An 18,903-nucleotide genomic window follows, 5' to 3' on the forward strand; every position below is an offset into this window, starting at 1 on the left:
AAAAGTATTCACTATCTTGGCGTAGTGAATACTTTCATTATTTTAAGCTCAAAACACTTCATGCCATCCCTACTTTTTACTGTTTAAAATTCCCAAGCCATACATCGGCCACTTCGTACTTGCTTTAATATTATTAATGAGCATCGCCACTAAAACTAAAGACACTGCACCAACCAAAACAGGGAAAATTAAGAAACTCCACTCGTAATGTATGCTGCTTGCGGTGAGCAAAATAACCAAAGGATTAGCTCCAGCAGGTGGATGAACACATTTAAAAACCTGCATGAGCGCAATGGCACAGCCCACGGAAAAAGCAATTGTAAAAATGGAAACGCCGACAAATTTTAGAAAAAACAAACCTACAAAAGCTGAAATAAGATGTCCAAATATAATATTTCTCGGCTGTGCCAAAGGTGACTGCGACACGGTATAGAGCAATACACAGGTCGCACCAAACGGCGCCATGATAAAGATATTATGTGTGAGCTTACTCAGCCACAGAAGTATAAAAATACTGACCGTCCCCCCAACAAGGCTTCTTAAAATATCAATTTTATTGGGCGATGGAGCCAGTTTTTCTTTGCCATAAAAGATCGAGAACATGGTTTTTTCCTCAAACAAAAATTTGCTTTTTAAAAAGCATATAGATAAAATTCCAAATAGTACAGATCTGTACTATTTTATTTTTTGGAAAAGTTTTATGTCAAAATCTGCCTTAAAAATATTAGATACAGCCGAGAAGTTATTTAATGAAAATAGTTTTGTCGGAGTTGGCGTTGACCTGATTCGCGATGAATCTGGCTGCTCTAAAACCACCATGTACACGTACTATAAAAATAAAAATCAACTGGTTAAGTCTGTGCTCGTTGCACGTGATGAACGGTTTAAGCAAAGCCTTCTAGGTTATGTTGGAGATGCAACAGGGTTAGAAGCCATCAATAAGATTCTGGATTGGCACACCAACTGGTTTAGGCAAGATTTTTTTAAAGGATGTTTATTTGTAAGAGCAGTTGCTGAATCTAATCAAGATGACCAAGACATTATTTCTATTTCTAAAGCCCATAAACAATGGATTAAAGTGTTGATTGCACAAAACTGCAATATACCGAATGGTGAAGCTTTATCTGAGCTGATCTATACGGTGATTGAAGGCTTAATTAGCCGCTTTTTAGTCGATGGTTTCGATGAAACACTTGCGATAAATATGAAAAATTCGATTAATCAATTATTTAATATTAACCAAAATTTATAATTGCAGCCCTAGAGCTGCAATTGAATAGATGAGATTTTGATTAAGCAATTTTCCCATCAATAATGCCTTTCTCCTTTAATGCAGCAAGCTCTTCTGCTGTTTTAAATCTCGATAAGATTTGAGCAGTGTGTTCACCCAACTCTGGCGGTGCATGATGATATTCAACTGGAGTATCAGACATTTTGATTGGTGAGCCAATCGTTTGGAAGTTTTCATTTAAACGATGAGGAATATTCACCACCAAATTACGATGCACGATTTGTGGTTCAGCCAAAGCATCTTCAATAGAGTTGATAACACCTACAGGTACTTTAAGTGCATGAATCATGTCGACCCATTCTTTGGCAGTTTTTTGCAAAAAGTGCTCCGACAATAAAGGAATCAGTTCATCTCGGTATTTTACGCGATCTTGATTACGCACAAACTTTTCATTTTCGAGTAACTCTAGATAACCAATCGCAATACACAAATCTTTAAACTGTTTGTCGTTGCCACAAGCAATAATAAACTCTTTATCTTTAGCCTTAAAAGTTTGATACGGCACAATACTCGGGTGTTGATTACCCATGCGCTGCGGTGCTTTACCTGAGGCTAAATAGTTCATTCCCTGATTTGCCAGTGCCGCGACCTGTACATCAAGGAGTGACATATCAATATACTGACCGCGTCCCGTGTGTGAGCGTGCAATCAGTGCCGCTTGAATGGCAATGGTGGAATACAATCCAGTTTGAATATCTACCACAGCCACACCAACTTTTTGTGCACCACCGCCTGCCACATCATCAGGCTCGCCAGTAATGCTCATTAAGCCTGACATACCCTGAATAATAAAATCATAACCGGGTTCTTCTGCACGTGGGCCATCTTGTCCAAAACCAGTAATCGAGCAATAAACAATATTTGGGTTTAACTCACTTAATGACGCGTAGTCCAAACCATATTTAGACAAAGACCCTGTCTTATAATTTTCAATGACTACATCGGCGGTCTTGGCAATTTCATAAATTAAGGCCTGACCTTCGGGTGTGGTAATGTCTACAGCAACAGAATATTTATTGCGGTTGGTACACTGGAAATAACCAGATTCACGGGTCATGTTTCCATCTTGGTCGGGCATCCATGGTGGGCCCCACATACGGGTGTCATCACCGACTCGAGGACGTTCAATTTTAATCACTTCCGCGCCAAGGTCTGCCAAGATTTGCCCACACCAAGGCCCTGCAAGCACACGACTTAAATCTAAAACCCGAATTCCTTGTAATGCACCCATAACGATACCCTTATCTTTTTAGAAGGTACTCAACGTACCTTCCTGTCATTGTTTATGATTGTCTTTGTGGATCGTATTGACGATCTTTAATAAATAAGCCTGGCAATACACCCGCAACAAAATACGCAGCGCCCATCACAATAAAGGCCATGGTAAACGTACCGCCCGATGCCAAGAAACCAATGGTAGCTGGTGCAATAGCGGCCCCGACACGACCAATGTTATAAGCACCGCCAATGGCTGTTCCGCGTACATCGGTTGAAAAACTTTCAGCCATATAAGTCGCATTTACACCATATGGAATGCCATATAAGAAGCCAAAAGTGATCAATAAATACAAAATATTGTCAGGGGTATTGAAGAAAATAATGATTGGCAAGAACACGGCGCTGGCAATTGTTCCAAACACAAAAACAGCACGGCGATTAAATTTGTCAGCAAGATAACCCGCTAAAATTTTGCCTAAAATCATTGCTGTATATGAACCCACCATATAACTGGTTAAGTTTTTAAAGTTCATATGCACTTCTGTTTCTAAATAACTTGGCATCCAGTTGTTAATGCCGTAATAACCGAACTGCAAGAAGAATGCTGTGGTCATCCACAACAAAAACATTTTACGGTGCTTAAAGTTATTAAAAATTTGCTTATAAATGCTGTTACTTTTCGGCTTTTCAGCCACGACCATTTCTTTAGGTTGTCTGTTGCCTTGTAAGCTTTCAATTTTGGTGAGCTGCCAAGATTTTGGCTCTGGCACAAATCGTTGTAGGAAAATATTAACAAAAGCAGGCACTACGGTCAGGAAGAACAAAACACGCCAGCCATGATCTGGAATAATTGCGCCAGCTAATAACGTCGCAGCAATATAACCTACGGTTTGACCCGTCTGTAGTGTGCCCAAGACCGTTGTACGGTAAGTGGTTGGCACATATTCAGCCATAAGAGTATTACAGGCCATATAAAGTGCTCCGATTCCCAAAGCACCAATAAAACGTAAAGCCATAAATTGCTCAAAGCTTTGCGTAAAGCCTAACAAACAAGTCGCTACCGAAAAGAAGGTTACCGAGTTCGCAATGGTTCTTACACGGCCAAACTTGTCACATGCCCAACCACCCAAAATACCGCCAATACCCATACCCGCCAAAGAGGCACTGCCTAAGGCACCCGCTTGAAAGGTACTTAAACCAAACTCTGCCTTTAAACTGGTCAAGCTATAAGACAGCAGCATAATATCTATGCCATCGACCACCATTGCAAAATAGGCAAATAACAACGCCCATTTCCATGTATGAGGGCCAATCTTTTCATATGTTCCAAGGTTACTTGGAAATGTAGTCCTTAATTCTTTCGATATTACTTGAACGTCATTGTTCATCTTTAGTTCCTCATTTTCCCAAATGAGTCATCGGTAGCTTACTTATGTTTTCTGTATGACTTAATCTTCTATATTTTCATCATCTTACGTTTAGTTTTAAGTACACAGAGGCACATCTTTACATGAGTATCCTTACGATGAATCTTGTCATTTTCCATAAATTTTTGCGTAAAAATCCCTAAAGGTGCTCTCGAAAGAACACCTCGATCTGTTAAAAATGAATGAGTTAGTTACTAAATGCGGCTATGCCTGTTTGTGCACGACCTAAAATCAAGGCATGAACGTCATGTGTACCTTCATAGGTATTTACAACTTCAAGATTAACCAAATGACGTGCCACACCAAACTCGTCACTAATACCATTTCCACCCATCATGTCGCGCGCCATACGAGCGATATCAAGCGCCTTTCCACAGTTATTACGCTTAATTAAAGATGTCCCTTCAACTGATGCAATGCCTTCATCTTTCATACGACCAAAACGTAAAGCTACTTGCAAGCCTAATGCAATTTCAGTTTGCATATCTGCCAGTTTCTTTTGAATTAACTGATTTGCAGCCAACGGACGACCAAATTGTTTACGGTCCATGGTGTATTGATGTGCTGTATGCCAACAGAACTCGGCAGCACCCATTGCACCCCATGCAATGCCATAACGAGCACTGTTTAGACAGGTAAATGGGCCTTTTAAGCCTCGAATTTCAGGGAATGCATTTTCTTCAGGTACAAAAACGTTATCCATCACGATTTCACCCGTAATCGAGGCACGTAAACCGACCTTGCCATGAATAGCTGGCGCAGATAGACCTTCCCAGCCCTTTTCTAAAATGAAGCCGCGAATATCACCGACATTGCCTTCAGCAGAAACTTCTTTTGCCCAGACGACAAATACATCGGCAATCGGGCTATTGGTAATCCACATTTTTGCGCCAGTTAAACGGTAACCACCTTCAACTTTTTTAGCACGGGTAATCATACTACCCGGATCTGAACCATGGTCAGGTTCGGTCAAACCAAAACAACCAATGTATTCACCCGTAGCTAGTTTAGGTAAATACTTTTGCTTTTGCTCTTCGGTACCAAATTCATGAATCGGAACCATGACCAATGAGCTTTGCACGCTCGCCATAGAGCGGTAACCCGAATCGACATATTCAATTTCACGTGCAACCAAACCGTAACTCACATAGTTCAAACCCGCGCCGCCATATTGCTCAGGAATGGTTGGACCCAGTAAGCCGAGCTCTCCCATTTCACGGAAAATAGATGGATCTGTTGTTTCATGACGAAATTGTTCAAGTACACGGGGTTGCAAACGTTCTTGGCAATAGGCATGAGCCGCATCACGAATCATGCGCTCATCTTCGGTAAGCTGTTGCTCAATTAAAAATGGGTCTTGCCAGTTAAATTGAACTTTTGCTTTTTTTGTTGTCACCATGTGATTCATCGCATCCTCTGCTTGATTTGATCTTCTTTATTTAACTCGATGTTATGCGTGAAAAATGCAGTAATCAAACGATAAATGTTCATGCAGATATGCGACTTACGCATATTTAAAATAAGAAGGTTTAAATTTTGATATTTAATTCGTTGTATTTCATTAAAAATGGCTTATTTTTATACTAAACTCTGATATCTGCATGTATGTCATATGCTGTTTTGAAATATGACGACAAATAAAAGGATTTATTTATGCGAAGAAGTATCCCGTCTATTCAGGGCCTGATTTGCTTTGAAAGTGCAGCAAAACATCTAAGTTATACCTATGCTGCGCAAGAGCTATGTATTACTCAAAGCGCTGTCTCTCGCCAAATTCAGCAGTTAGAAGATTTCCTAGGCGTTGAACTCTTTATACGTACTCGGCATGGCGTTGAACTCACCATTGCAGGTCAGCAGTATTTTAAAAGCATTAAACCTTACTTGTTAGGACTAGAGAAATGTACAGCCGATGTGATTTCTCATAAAGGTTTAGGTGGCACACTAAAGTTAGGTGTAGTACCTACCTTTGCAACGCGCTGGTTGTTACCCAAGCTCCATCTTTTAAATCAAAAACACCCTGAAATTACGGTTCACTTAGAAACCAGTACCAAACCCTTTCTATTTAATGACAATATTTTTGACGCTGCTATTTTTGCAGGTACGCAGCAGCAAATTGATCACTGGCCCGGCATACAAGCACATTATTTAATGGATGAAGAAATTGTACCCGTGTGCTCGCCGAGACTCATCGAAAAGTATTTTCCAGATGCAGTCATGATCAATGAAAATACCTATGATTTAAGCTCTGAAGATTTACTGAAAATCCCCCTACTTCAACAAACCACTCGGCCTAGCATTTGGCAAGAATGGTTTCTAACCCATCAGATGCAACACCCGAAGCCTTTTGATGGACAACGCCATGAGTTATTTTCAATGCTTGCGGTTGCTGCCAGTCATGACATGGGAATGGCTCTAATTCCGCAAATGTTGATTGAGTCTGAACTACAAAAAAAGGAACTGGTGATTGTTTCCAATAAAAAATTAAAAGGTAGCCGAAAGTATTACCTTATTCATTCGAGCCAAGACATCTCACCGACTATTCAAAAATTTGTTGAGTGGATTTACCAAGAACTAGAACAACTAAAGACCAATACGCATTAGCTCAGCAACTTTGATTTGTGCCACATATTGCGATCTATAAAAATAAAAAAAGATTGTGATTAGTGAGATCACAACCTTTTTAGTTGAGCATAAATGACTTTGAAATTAATGACTCATTAATTGAATATCTGAACCGCTACGTTTTGGGTCAATCAAGATTTTGGCATGCTGTTCAGGATCACGTAACGCTTCAAATGCATTAGTTACACCTTCTAGGCCAACAACACCCGTAATCAGTGGTGAACAGTTCACTTTCCCTTCTGCAATCATGTGTAGCGCATCTCTAAACTCAAGCGGTGTATAGCCCAACACAAACTGAATTTCTAGCTCTTTATTAATCGCAAGTGCGGGTTCTATTTTGTCACTTTGCATGCACACGCCCACCCCAACAATTCGGGAAAACAAAGGTGCACCTTCAATAATTTGCTGCAAAACACCCGGTACGCCCACACATTCAAAAATAACAGGACGTTTTGGCAGAGCACCTAACTTATCAATCATGCGCCATCCATGCCACCACGGTAAGCGTGTCGCTTGCAACTTATCAAATAGTCCCATGCCCATGTTAATTGCATCAGAAACATTGCCAAGCAAACCAAACTCTTTCCAGTTGGCAAATGGCGATGTCTCTTTAGGGTCTACCACAATATCCGCACCACATTGCTCGGCAAGCTTACGGCGGTTTGGTGAAAAGTCACTGGCAACTACAGTTTTAACCCCAGCCGCTTTAAGCATTAATATGACACCTAGCCCAACAGGACCGCAACCAATCACAATAGCGGGTTCACCAGTTTTCACACGGCTACGGCGAACAGCATGCAATGCAACAGCCATAGGTTCAGTCATGGCAGCACTATCTGCATCTAGACCATTGGGTACTTCAAACATCAAACTCGACTGAGCCAATACTTGCTCGGCATAACCACCTGAAGCATTTGGAGAAAGTCCTGTAGACAAGTAACCATGCTGATCTACATTTAAAAGCGGCATTGCACAAACAAGTGTATCTGCTTTAAATTTATGACGTGTTTTTGGACCATAATCCAAAACCTTGCCACAGAACTCATGTCCCAATACAAACGGATCTGTAGACTTGGCTAAACCATTAAACCCGACACGTGCCGCTAAATCATGCATGTGGTCGCAGTGATGCTGCATATGTAAATCTGAACCACAGATCCCGCATCGCACCACTTCCAATAAAACCTGCCCTTTTGCAGGCATTAAGTTCGGTTGCTCCACGACTTGCAACGTTGCTTGATGACAAAGTACCGACTTCATTTGAGTGCTTCCTATTTCTTCTTTTTCATTTACTTGCCAGAAATAGATTTCTACAGATAAATTAATCGCCTTATCAGTTTGGTCTTTAGCAAGCCTTTATTCAACTTTACAAGTAAAAGGCAAAATACCAATGACCATTCTTCAGCCAATCCACTCTTGAAGAGTCAACAAAAACAGGCGCAGCGAAATTAAAAACAATAAAAATCTTGGTGCTTGTATCTTACACAGACTGCGTTATCTTCTTAGGCCAGAACAATGTCATCAAAATTAAAACTTATACAAATATAGTAAGTTCAAAAAACTCAACTCAACGCTTTTCACAAAAACATAGCAAATCCAAACTTTTATCAGCAGTCTTAAACAGGCATGATGAATTGATACGAACAGATAAGAAGAAATTTATGATTACTAAAACGCTTCCACTTACAGATATACACCGCCATCTTGATGGCAACATCCGCATTCAAACCATTTTAGAATTGGGGCAACAATACAATTTAGATTTGCCAGCTTATGACATTGAATCTTTACGACCACACGTACAAGTAATGGATAACCAACCAGACTTATTAAGTTTTTTATCTAAGCTCGATTGGGGCGTAAAAGTATTAGCGAGCCTAGATGCCTGCAAACGCATTGCTTTTGAAAACATGCAAGATGCAGCACAGCAAGGCCTAGACTATGTAGAACTGCGTTTTTCACCGGGTTATATGGGCATGACACATCAACTCCCCCTTGAGGGCGTTGTTGAAGCTGTGATTGCTGGAGTAAAAGAAGGTAGTCAAGCTTACGGAGTAAAAGCGAATTTAATCGGCATTATGAGTCGTACTTTTGGTCAAGAAGCCTGCGAAAAAGAATTAAATGCCCTACTTGCCCATAAAAATGATATTAAAGCATTGGATCTCGCTGGAGATGAGCTTGGTTTTCCGGGCAATTTATTTATTGACCACTTCAAAAAAGCACGTAATGCAGGTTGGCACATTACGGTACATGCAGGTGAAGCTGCTGGCCCAGAAAGTATTTGGCAAGCCATTGAAGAATTAGGTGCTGAACGAATTGGACATGGTGTTAAAGCAGTTCAAGATTTAAAACTTTTAGATTATTTGGCTAAACACCAGATTGGTATTGAATCTTGCCTCACCTCAAATATTCAAACCAATACAGTTCCCTCTTTAGCAGAGCACCCATTAAAGACTTTTTTAGAACATGGTGTACTTGCCACTATTAATACAGATGACCCAGCAGTAGAAGGCATTGAGATACAACATGAATATTTAAGTGCCGCTCCATTAGCAGGTTTAAGCCCTGAGCAAATTTATACAGCCCAAGAAAATGGACTTAAAATCGCATTTTTATCAGATCAAGAAAAAGATGAGTTAAGGCAGAAATATCAATAACAGAGAACAGAGAACAGAGAACAGAGAACAGAGAACAGAGAACAGAGAACAGAGAACAGAGAACAGAGAACAGAGAACAGAGAACAGAGAACAGAGCTTATATGTATATAAGGAGACGAATTCAAATATTGGAAGCGTTTGAATTAAAATTTAGATATATAAAACAAAAAAATTCCTTCTATCAATAAGACAAGAAGAAATTATTTTTAATATTTGGGATATTTTATAAAGCTTGAACGCTTTTAAATATGGTCGGAGCAGTAGGATTCGAACCTACGACCCCCTGGTCCCAAACCAGGTGCACTACCAGGCTGTGCTATGCTCCGAAATTGGGGTGAATGACGGGATTCGAACCCGCGACAACTGGAATCACAATCCAGGGCTCTACCAACTGAGCTACATCCACCATCAAATAAGTTCTATGTACCAAGCTACCGAATGGCGCGCCTGACAGGATTCGAACCTGTGACCATCCGCTTAGAAGGCGGATGCTCTATCCAACTGAGCTACAGGCGCTTAACCGATGATGCTTATCATGCGATACTTCGCCGATCTTAAAATATTATTTTAAGTGGTCGGAGCAGTAGGATTCGAACCTACGACCCCCTGGTCCCAAACCAGGTGCACTACCAGGCTGTGCTATGCTCCGATCTATCTCAGCTTTTGCTGTATCGCACATCGTGCGGTACGGTGTGCATTCTAGGCGCGACGCCCTCAGACGTCAACACCTATTCTCAAAAAAAGTTAAAAATCCTTATCAAATGTATATTTAACAAGCATTTTGAGGTTTTTTAACGTTTTAACGATGCACTAAAGGCTAACATTCGATCTAAAGGCATTTTGGCACGTTCAGCAAGCGCTGGATCGACGTGTATTTCCTGATCACCTTTTTGTAAAACTTCTAAAATTCCGTCGAGTTCATTCATTGCCATCCACGGACAGTGCGCACAGGAACGACAAGTTGCCCCCTCACCCGCTGTTGGCGCTTCAACTAAAATCTTATTGGGTACCGCTTGCTGCATTTTGTAGAAAATGCCACGGTCAGTTGCCACAATGAGTCTTTCGTTTGGCAAAGTCTGCGCAGCTTTAATGAGTTGAGAAGTACTACCTACCGCGTCTGCAATTTCTACAACTGACTCTGGTGACTCAGGATGTACCAATACAGCAGCGTCTGGGTACAGTGCTTTCATGTTGGCAATGCCACGTGCACGGAATTCTTCATGCACAATACATGCGCCATCCCAAAGCAACATATCTGCACCAGTTTTCTTTTGAATATAGCGACCTAAGTGCTGATCTGGTGCCCAAATAATTTTTTCACCTAGGCTATCTAGATGCTCAACAATTTCGACCGCACAACTTGAAGTCACGACCCAATCTGCACGTGCTTTAACAGCAGCCGATGTATTAGCATAAACAACTACAGTGTGGTCAGGGTGCTGATCACAAAATGCTGTGAACTCATCAACTGGGCAACCCAAGTCGAGTGAGCAGGTTGCTTCAAGTGTCGGCATTAAAATTGTTTTTTCAGGAGACAGGATTTTTGCTGTTTCTCCCATAAACTTAACACCAGCCACAACCAGTGTAGAGGCTGCATGATCTCGTCCAAAACGGGCCATTTCTAAAGAGTCAGAAACGCATCCACCTGTTTTTTCGGCAAGTTCTTGTACTTCAGGGTCGCAATAGTAATGAGCAACAAGGACAGCATCACGTTTTTTGAGCTCTGCTTCGATCTGCGCAAACTTTTGTTGTTTTGCTTCTTCACTTAAGCGATTGTCTTTTGGCTCACCTAAACGGTCTAAATGCGCTTGTACAATGTTTTTTGCATCGTTGGCAATTAAAGTCGCATCACTCATAAAACGTCTTCTCTATCCTTCATGCTGGCATACCTGCTCGCATATAACGTTACTGCTTAAATGATTTACGGATTGAATCATTTAATATCAAAAGATGGGGCTAATAAAAAAGCCTCTTTGTCGAGGCTTGATTATAACTGATATTTAAGAACGGTAATCAGCATTAATTTTGACATAGTCGTAAGATAAGTCACACGTATATACCGTGTCTTTGGCCTGACCACGTCCTAAATCAACACGAATGGTAATTTCGGTTTGTGCCATAACACGCGCGCCCGCTTCTTCGGTATAGTCCTCAGCTGCGCCGCCATCTTTACAGATTTGCACGTCGTCTAACCACACTTGAATTTTAGAAACATCTAAGTCTTTAACGCCTGCATAGCCAATCGCAGCTAAAATACGTCCCCAGTTCGGGTCCGATGCAAAAAGTGCAGTTTTGACAAGTGGTGAATGCGCAATGCTATATGCAATGTCACAACATTCTTGAGTATTTGCGCCACCTTCTACAGCAACAGTAATAAATTTCGTCGCACCTTCACCATCACGGACAATTAACTGTGCTAAACGATTCATTACACGAGCAAGAACTTCTAACACTTTAGCGTAGCGTACATCACTGTCCGATGTAATTTCAGCGCCTCCCGCCTGACCTGTTGCTACGAAAATACAAGAGTCATTAGTCGAAGTATCGCCATCAATCGTAATACGGTTAAATGAATGCTCAACCGTGGTTTTTAGTAGCTTTTGTACTAAATCACGGCTAATAGGTGCATCTGTTGCCACGAAACTTAACATGGTTGCCATGTTCGGGCGGATCATTCCGGCGCCTTTACTAATACCTGTCATGGTATAAGTAATGCCATCAAGTTCAAATTGTTCAGATGCGCCTTTAGGCACAGTATCTGTTGTCATAATGCCAGTTGCAGCATCATTCCAAGCAGCATCTTGTACGCTATTTAATGCAGGCTGAAGACCAGCAAGTAAGCGCTCCATCGGAAGCTGCTCACCAATCACACCTGTAGAAAATGGAAGCACTTCAAAACTATTAACGCCAGCAAGCTCCGCTAACTTTGCACAAGTATCCTGAGCGTTTTTCAAACCTGTAGGTCCGGTACCCGCATTGGCATTACCTGTGTTAATCACTAAATAGCGCGGATTACCTTCGGTAAGATGAGCTTTAGAGACATGAACAGGTGCTGCACAAAATGCATTTTGAGTAAATACACCAGCAACATTTGAGCCTTCTGCAAACTCAAAAATGACTAAATCTCGTCGGTTTTGGTAACGTACATATGCTTCTGTTGAGCCAATTTTTACACCTTTTACCACATGCATTTGTGGCATTGTTACGTCACCGACAGCCATTTTTAGAACATCCAAAGTTTGTTGAATAAGATCAATATTTCAAAAAAAGCGATGCAATAAAGCACCGACCTTATGAAATATCATTGTGGACAGCTTAGTAGAAAAGACTAAAAAAATCGAGCGCAAAAACGGCTCATTGTTGCTCTAGTTTTAATAAAATATCTTTCTTATCAAGACCACCAGCAAAACCAACTAAAGCTCCACCCGCACCAATGACTCGGTGACAAGGTGCAATAATTGAAATCGGATTTTTGCCATTTGCCGCGCCCACTGCTCTCACCGCTTTTTCATTGCCAATTTGAAGTGCAATATCTTTATAACTTCTTGTTTCCCCATAAGGGATGGTCAGTAAAGCAGCCCAGACCTGCTTTTGAAATGCGGTCCCTTCGAAATCTAATGGCAAGGTGAACTCACGGCGTTTACCTTCAAAATATTCTACTAATTGTTGTTCGGTCTTTAATAAAACTGGATGCTCAAGTTGTTCGACCAGCTCAGCCAATCGAACACGTTTTGGATTTTCATTGTCCCAGAGTACTGCCACTAAAGCATTTTCATTCGCAACTAGCTTTAATTGCCCAACAGGCGAATTGATATACTTATAAGACAGCAACATAGTTTTATTCTCTTAAGACGGCGATGAAATTTTCATTAAAACCAAACCTGACACAATTAATACAGCGGCAATCATTCGCATAGCTCCAATAGGTTCATGAAGAAAAAATATACCTACAAGAAATGACCCAATTGCGCCAATGCCTGTCCAAACCGTATAGGCAGTGCCAAGCGGTAAAGTTTTCATTGATATTGAAAGCAGAACTACACTCAAAATCATAAAAACTACGGTAATAACACTAGGGGTTAAACGTGTAAAACCTTCGGACATTTTCATAGAATATGCCCAAATGATTTCAAATACACCTGCTAAAATTAAAATAGCCCAAGCCATAACATTCACTAATTTTTATAGCGTCAGGTCGTCCCGACATGATGTCCCATTATGGGGGAGGTCGTTCCTCCTTTATGTGAGGACTCAGTTTACTTTAAAATAAAAAATGAAGGCAAACCCTGACACAGGCTTGTCTCTATCAGAAAATATTATTCATTTTTTAACTGTAAAATTTTTCGTGCACCATTTAAAACAAACAAAACAATAATCAATCCAATCATTAAATCAGGATAACGCGAACCTGTAATGGCAACCAATATTCCCGCGACAATGACACCCAAGTTGACGATGACATCATTTGCAGAAAAGATATAACTCGCCTTCATGTGTGCCCCGCTCTCCTTATGGTCTCTCATTAAATAAAGACAACTAATGTTGGCCGCAAGAGCTAATCCGCCAATTAAAATCATGAGAATTGAAACAGGTTCACTGCCATAAATAAAACGGCGCAATACATCGATTAACACAATCATGGCTAAGCCAAACTGCAACCAACCCGAAAGATGCGCAGCCTTTAATTGTGCATTTAGATTTTTACCCACCACAAATAAAGCAATGCCATAAATTGCAGCATCGGCAAACATATCGAGTGAATCAGCGATTAATCCTGTAGAGGAAGCAATGATGCCTGCCATTAACTCAATAACAAACATGACCCCATTAATCAGTAACAACCATTGTAAAACTTGTTTTTGTGCTGCATTCGTTGAAGTACTTGGTCGAACCTTTTTAGGTTTTTCAACAGGTTCATAATGTGGCTGTGTTTGTTGTAACTCGGCTCCTAATCCTAAACGCTGTAAACTTTGAGTAATCCTTTCAGCTTGAAGACTGTGATAAATCGCTAAATGGCGTGCAGGCAAATCAAAATGAAGTTCTTGAATATCGTCAGTGTAAGAGGCTAAAGCCATCCGCACCATTTGCTCTTCGGCTGCACAATCCATGCGGGGAATATGGTAATAACTTACCCATTGACTCTTTTTAGTCACAGGTTCACTAGGCGTGAAACACTCCTGAGATGACATGCTTGAGCATCCGCAGTTAGAGCTATTTTTACTTAAATGTATTTGATTCTCTTGTTTTTCTAAAGCCATCTTTGCACCATAACTGACACAAAAAACAATGCCATTAGTATAAACCAATGGCATATGTTTAAGCTTACTTTTTGTTCGGCAATTAGAATTTTAGTGTTAACCCAGCTCCATAATACCAACCATGTTCGGAGTCGGTTCCAGTTTGCCAAGCAGTTTGTTTTAAACCTTTTTCATAACCATAACCGACATCAACAAATGGCATGACCTTTTTGTTGATTTCATAACGGGTTTGAAAGCCAACTTGTAAACTAGATAGCCCTGTTTTATTGGCATAGCGAGATTCATCTTGCAAAACAACATCTGCTTTTAAATAAGGTTTACCAATTAACTTTTGGGTAAAGAGCAAGTCCCTTTCCGTTTCTAAACTTAACTTCCATAGCTGGTCTTCACCTGCATAAAGATATGCATCGGTTTCAAAAAAGTATGGTGCCATGCCATGTAAACCCACAACACCAGCCCAACGATCTTGCTTTTCATCTTCTCGTTGCAAACGTTCGTAGTTTACACCGGCCTGTACATCCCAATAGTCAGCTACATTTCGACTATAAAGTACTGAACCGCCATAATTGGCATCTTCTGACTCTGCTTTTTCAACGTGGGCTTTAATGAACAATTTATTTTCATCCGTTCCCACCCAAGTTTCTAATTCCGAAGAAAAACTACCTTCTCCCTCTTCGTCTTGAGTCCATCCCGTATCAATCGTGGTTGCTTGATAGATCTGACCACCGTGTTCGCGTAAATGATCATGAGTTAAAGGCTCTTGAGCAAAAGTAAATACTGATATGCTCGAGAAAGCACCACAATATATCATTTGAGAAAATAACTTAGTGATGCGCATGACTAGCTCCTTTCTCATTTTCAGATTGAACAGATGGTTGAGCTTGAGCAGGTTGTTGTCCATCATTCACTTGAGCAACAATCAACTTATTCATCATTCCCGCACTCATGTGGTAGAGCAAATGGCAATGAATCGCCCATTCGCCTAATGCATCGGCTGTCAATAACGCAGTAACGGTTTTTCCAGGTGGAACAATAAGAGTATGTTTATTTGGTAAGTTTTCAGCTTTTTGGCCATTTTCTAATTGCATGAACATGCCATGTAAATGCATTGGGTGGGCCATCATGCTGTCATTCACAAACTTCAAGCGAATACGTTCGCCATACTTAACTTGTAATGGCTCAGCTTCGCTAAATTTTTTGCCATTAATGGTCCAGATATAACGCTCCATGTTGCCACCTAAACGAATAACTAATTCACGTTCTGGTGCACGCGTGTCTGACTGAGGTGTTAAAGATTGCAAATCACTATATTGCAGTGCTTTCATACCCGCTGGTGTTGAAGCATTTGCCCAGCCATAAACGGGTTCATCCTTTTTAGGCTTATTCTCAGATTGCGCAGGCATCTCATGATTCATATTCATCATAGCGTGGTCATGCTCGCTAGCTGACATTGCCTGCATATCATGCTTCATTTCAGGCATCGCTGACATGTCATGCTTCATTTGCACCATGGAATGATCATGTTCGCCAGATGACTTATTTTTCATGTCATGATCCATATTCATCATTGTAGAATCATGATTAGCATGGCTCGCCTCTTTTTTCATTTCGGGCATCGCCGACATGTCATGTTGCGTGTTCATTTGATGGCCAACATGTTCATCACTTGCCCCATTGCCATGACTCATGCCCATATCTTCCATAGTTAACAAAGCACGTGGACGTGGCTGCGGCATTTGAATTGGCCCTACAGCCTGCGCATTTTCATTATGCAAAGTCCCAATGGCAAAACCACTGCGGTCAATAGACTCTGCTTCAATCTGATAATTTGATTGCGTAGGTTCTACAATGACATCGTAGGTTTCGGCTGTACCAATACGGAACTCGTCAATTGCAACTGGCTTAACTGGCTGCCCGTCTGCACTCACAACAGTCATTTTCAAATTTGGAATTCTGACATCAAAAAATGACATCGCTGATGCATTAATAAATCGTAATCGAACCTTATCACCAGCTTTAAAGTTAGCTGTCCAGTTTTGCTGCGGTGTTTTACCGTTGACTAAGAAGGTATAGCCCGTCACATCAGACATATCGGTTTTTAACATCCGCATCTGATTCCACATCGAACGATCTTGCCAAGTTGCTTTTAAGCCTTGTGTTTTAACTTGCTTCAAAACATCAGATACAGTTTCACGGCGGTTTTGATAATACTCAGCAGATTTCTTCAAATTCTTCATAATGCTATCGCTAGAAGAATTATGAAAATCTGAAAGCATTACCACGTAATCACGGTCTGTTTTCTCATGAGCAGCAACAGGTATCTTGCCTTTTGGGTAAATCACGAGTGGTCCATATAAACCATCTTGCTCTTGGCCTTTACTATGCGCGTGATACCAATAGGTGCCGTTTTGTTTCACCTTAAAGCGGTAAACAAAATCTCCATTTGGAGCGATTCCTTTAAAACCATTGAAACCCGGTACGCCATCCATTAACCCTGGCAGTAATAACCCATGCCAGTGCAAAGAAGTATCTTGATTCTTTAACTGATTATGAACATGAATAACAGCGTCATCCCCCTCCTCAAACTCAAGGAGTGGTGCTGTAAACTTGCCATTTACGGTAATTCGTTTTAAAAGTTGGCCCGTAACATTGACCTGTTGTTCATTAATATTAAGGTGATATTCCTTAATTGCTGCGAGTGACCATGGTGAAACCAATAGCCCAAATACAGCGACTAAACTGCTAATTGTTTTATGAGACATTGCTGTGATCCTTTTTAATTAAAAAAATAAGTAAATAAGGATCAAGCTTTAGGAGGACGTAAAATCTCTTGCCAGTATCCAGCTAAATGTTGAGCCTGATAAATACTGCTAAATTGATATGAAATAGGAATAAGTGGGGATTCAACGTCAGGTACAGCTTGCTGCAGAGCTAAATTCACCATTTGGCAATGAACTGGGTTACAGTCCTGACAATGCTCACCATGCGAATGAAGAGACTGAGTCATCTTTTGATGACATACGGTCTGATCATTTGCTTGAGTATGCATATTGTTATGCGAAGATTTTTCACTATGACACGGCATAGTATGAAGATCATGTTGCATAGGCGTCTGTGCAATAGACACACCACTCCACCCAATGACGAAAGCCATTAGGAACACAAACCAAGCATACTTGCGTAAGTGTTGTAGAGCCATTGTGATTTATCACCTAGAGCCGATGAGTGATCTTAATGCCATTAGCATAACGAAGTTTTAAAAGAGATACAATTTTCTATCTTAAATGCTTGTTATAGAGCAATTAAGCAAATGGAGGTTGATGCTGAAGGACTAAATCAATCACCTCTAATGCACCTTCTTGTTCATTACTTACAGTGGTATAAGGCGCCACCGCTTTTAATGCTTCTACTGCATTTTCAACTGCAAACCCATAACCCACAGCTTTAATCATCTGCATATCATTGTTGTTATCACCAATCGCAACCACTTGATTAGGTTCAACCTGCCATTTTTGTAGTAACAGCTTCAAACCATGTGCTTTATGCTGGTCGGGAAGAATCAAATCGATAAAATTAAAACCACTTGAAACAGGTACCAAAACTTTATCTGCTACAAAACTTTGCTTCTGAAAATGTTCAAAAATCGCAAAGCTTTCGTTTTCCTGAGCGGTAAAAGTAATTTTGCACACTAAGTCATCTAGTGCATAAAAGTCATCTACAACTGTCAGTTTTTCAAAATATCGGGCAACTTTGGCATAGTCTTCTGCGTTCATACTTCTATGCACGTAAGCACTTTGTTTTCCACAGATCACCATTGTTGAGGTATACGCTGGGTCAATCGCTTTTAAAATCTCAACGTATTGTTGCTGACTTAAATGAGCAAAAGCTATTTCTTGCCCAGCATCTACAACATGTGCGCCATTTTCTGCAATAAATGCAATCTCATGATTAATCTCTGGAAAATAGGTAACAAGTTTTGCAAGTTGATTACCACTGGCTACCACAAAATGAATATTATTTTGTTTTAGTTGTTCGTATTGTTTTAAAAAACGTGCTTTGTTGTACTGCTTTTTGGAATTAAGAAAAGTCCCATCCATATCTACCGCTAAAATTTTTACTGTCATTAATGATCAAGGTCTCTTACTAAAAACTTATTAAACCAAATTTAGCTTTATTTTTCATGACACTTTTACAGTTTTATACGTATCTATGCACAAAAAGTTTTACACAAAGCTGCATCGTTTTTTGCACAGGTTATTTTTTAGCAAAGCTTAATAAAAAACCAGCTAATAAATTATTCAACACGCATAAAAAAAGAACGCCAAAACGTTCTTTTTTCATAGTTTTTGTCTATAGAATAAACGGTTGATCTAATTTTGTTTATTTTACCAACATCTTATCCATACGGTTATCAACACAGTTATCCATAC

General features: G+C 40.4%; 17 protein-coding genes and 4 tRNA genes. 3 read left to right on the forward strand and 18 right to left on the reverse strand.

Going from position 1 to position 18,903, the window contains the following annotated elements:
• Window positions 1-69 precede the first annotated feature (69 nt).
• A complete protein-coding gene (locus tag AAC388_RS14870; RefSeq protein WP_068557111.1) occupies window positions 70-603 on the reverse strand; it encodes an HPP family protein in 534 nt (177 codons plus the stop codon).
• 97 nt (window positions 604-700) lie between these two features.
• Between AAC388_RS14870 and AAC388_RS14875 the strand changes: the two genes are divergently transcribed.
• Window positions 701-1,252 carry a TetR/AcrR family transcriptional regulator gene (locus AAC388_RS14875; RefSeq protein WP_068526769.1) on the forward strand — a complete coding sequence of 184 codons (552 nt, stop codon included), beginning with the start codon at window positions 701-703 and terminating at the stop codon, window positions 1,250-1,252.
• Between the two features lie 40 nt (window positions 1,253-1,292).
• On the opposite strand, the gene AAC388_RS14880 is transcribed toward AAC388_RS14875, so the two are convergent.
• From AAC388_RS14880 to AAC388_RS14890, 3 genes are all read right to left on the reverse strand, one after another.
• On the reverse strand, window positions 1,293-2,522 hold the full coding sequence (locus AAC388_RS14880) for a CaiB/BaiF CoA-transferase family protein (protein ID WP_342370864.1): 1,230 nt from the start codon (window positions 2,520-2,522) through the stop codon (window positions 1,293-1,295).
• 52 nt (window positions 2,523-2,574) lie between these two features.
• Window positions 2,575-3,897, reverse strand: a complete 1,323-nt coding sequence (locus AAC388_RS14885) for an MFS transporter (protein ID WP_334378870.1) — start codon at window positions 3,895-3,897, stop codon at window positions 2,575-2,577.
• Between the two features lie 226 nt (window positions 3,898-4,123).
• Window positions 4,124-5,344: an acyl-CoA dehydrogenase gene (locus AAC388_RS14890; RefSeq protein ID WP_198071602.1), complete on the reverse strand. Its 1,221-nt coding sequence runs from the start codon at window positions 5,342-5,344 to the stop codon at window positions 4,124-4,126.
• Window positions 5,345-5,589: 245 nt separating this feature from the next.
• Between AAC388_RS14890 and AAC388_RS14895 the strand changes: the two genes are divergently transcribed.
• Window positions 5,590-6,537 (forward strand): LysR substrate-binding domain-containing protein, encoded by a 948-nt coding sequence (locus AAC388_RS14895; RefSeq protein ID WP_032007294.1) that lies wholly within the window; start codon window positions 5,590-5,592, stop codon window positions 6,535-6,537.
• A gap of 105 nt (window positions 6,538-6,642) precedes the next feature.
• Here the strand turns inward: AAC388_RS14895 and AAC388_RS14900 are convergent, their stop codons facing one another.
• On the reverse strand, window positions 6,643-7,818 hold the full coding sequence (locus tag AAC388_RS14900) for a zinc-binding dehydrogenase (RefSeq protein WP_342370865.1): 1,176 nt from the start codon (window positions 7,816-7,818) through the stop codon (window positions 6,643-6,645).
• A 401-nt stretch (window positions 7,819-8,219) separates the two neighbouring features.
• Between AAC388_RS14900 and add the strand changes: the two genes are divergently transcribed.
• Window positions 8,220-9,215 (forward strand): adenosine deaminase, encoded by a 996-nt coding sequence (gene add / locus AAC388_RS14905; protein ID WP_342370866.1) that lies wholly within the window; start codon window positions 8,220-8,222, stop codon window positions 9,213-9,215.
• 249 nt (window positions 9,216-9,464) lie between these two features.
• On the opposite strand, the gene AAC388_RS14910 is transcribed toward add, so the two are convergent.
• From AAC388_RS14910 to AAC388_RS14970, 13 genes are all read right to left on the reverse strand, one after another.
• A tRNA-Pro gene (locus tag AAC388_RS14910) sits at window positions 9,465-9,541 on the reverse strand.
• 4 nt (window positions 9,542-9,545) lie between these two features.
• Window positions 9,546-9,621 (reverse strand) — tRNA-His (locus tag AAC388_RS14915).
• A 33-nt stretch (window positions 9,622-9,654) separates the two neighbouring features.
• A tRNA-Arg gene (locus AAC388_RS14920) sits at window positions 9,655-9,731 on the reverse strand.
• Window positions 9,732-9,787: 56 nt separating this feature from the next.
• Window positions 9,788-9,864 (reverse strand) — tRNA-Pro (locus AAC388_RS14925).
• A 142-nt stretch (window positions 9,865-10,006) separates the two neighbouring features.
• Entirely contained in the window at window positions 10,007-11,071 is a 1,065-nt protein-coding gene (gene nadA, locus AAC388_RS14930) for a quinolinate synthase NadA (protein WP_002115913.1), read from the reverse strand.
• 144 nt (window positions 11,072-11,215) lie between these two features.
• The gene (gene argJ / locus AAC388_RS14935; protein WP_342370867.1) at window positions 11,216-12,436 is read right to left on the reverse strand and encodes a bifunctional glutamate N-acetyltransferase/amino-acid acetyltransferase ArgJ; all 1,221 of its coding nucleotides are present in this window, start codon (window positions 12,434-12,436) and stop codon (window positions 11,216-11,218) included.
• 133 nt (window positions 12,437-12,569) lie between these two features.
• The gene (locus tag AAC388_RS14940) at window positions 12,570-13,049 is read right to left on the reverse strand and encodes a methylated-DNA--[protein]-cysteine S-methyltransferase (RefSeq protein WP_032056955.1); all 480 of its coding nucleotides are present in this window, start codon (window positions 13,047-13,049) and stop codon (window positions 12,570-12,572) included.
• A 12-nt stretch (window positions 13,050-13,061) separates the two neighbouring features.
• Complete coding sequence (locus AAC388_RS14945; RefSeq protein WP_002115842.1) at window positions 13,062-13,382, reverse strand: multidrug efflux SMR transporter; 321 nt, start codon at window positions 13,380-13,382, stop codon at window positions 13,062-13,064.
• A 149-nt stretch (window positions 13,383-13,531) separates the two neighbouring features.
• A complete protein-coding gene (locus AAC388_RS14950) occupies window positions 13,532-14,527 on the reverse strand; it encodes a cation transporter (protein WP_342370868.1) in 996 nt (331 codons plus the stop codon).
• A gap of 28 nt (window positions 14,528-14,555) precedes the next feature.
• Window positions 14,556-15,311, reverse strand: coding sequence for a copper resistance protein B (locus tag AAC388_RS14955; protein WP_213073507.1), 756 nt, complete (start codon window positions 15,309-15,311; stop codon window positions 14,556-14,558).
• Complete coding sequence (locus tag AAC388_RS14960; RefSeq protein WP_342370869.1) at window positions 15,298-17,235, reverse strand: copper resistance system multicopper oxidase; 1,938 nt, start codon at window positions 17,233-17,235, stop codon at window positions 15,298-15,300. The genes AAC388_RS14955 and AAC388_RS14960 overlap by 14 nt, the downstream gene beginning before the upstream one ends.
• A 41-nt stretch (window positions 17,236-17,276) precedes the next feature.
• Complete coding sequence (locus AAC388_RS14965) at window positions 17,277-17,672, reverse strand: hypothetical protein (protein ID WP_002115904.1); 396 nt, start codon at window positions 17,670-17,672, stop codon at window positions 17,277-17,279.
• Between the two features lie 103 nt (window positions 17,673-17,775).
• On the reverse strand, window positions 17,776-18,597 hold the full coding sequence (locus tag AAC388_RS14970; protein ID WP_218660283.1) for a Cof-type HAD-IIB family hydrolase: 822 nt from the start codon (window positions 18,595-18,597) through the stop codon (window positions 17,776-17,778).
• Window positions 18,598-18,903 lie beyond the last annotated feature (306 nt).

The sequence above is a fragment of the Acinetobacter sp. D009 genome (assembly GCF_038562025.1).
Taxonomy (GTDB): domain Bacteria; phylum Pseudomonadota; class Gammaproteobacteria; order Pseudomonadales; family Moraxellaceae; genus Acinetobacter; species Acinetobacter pittii.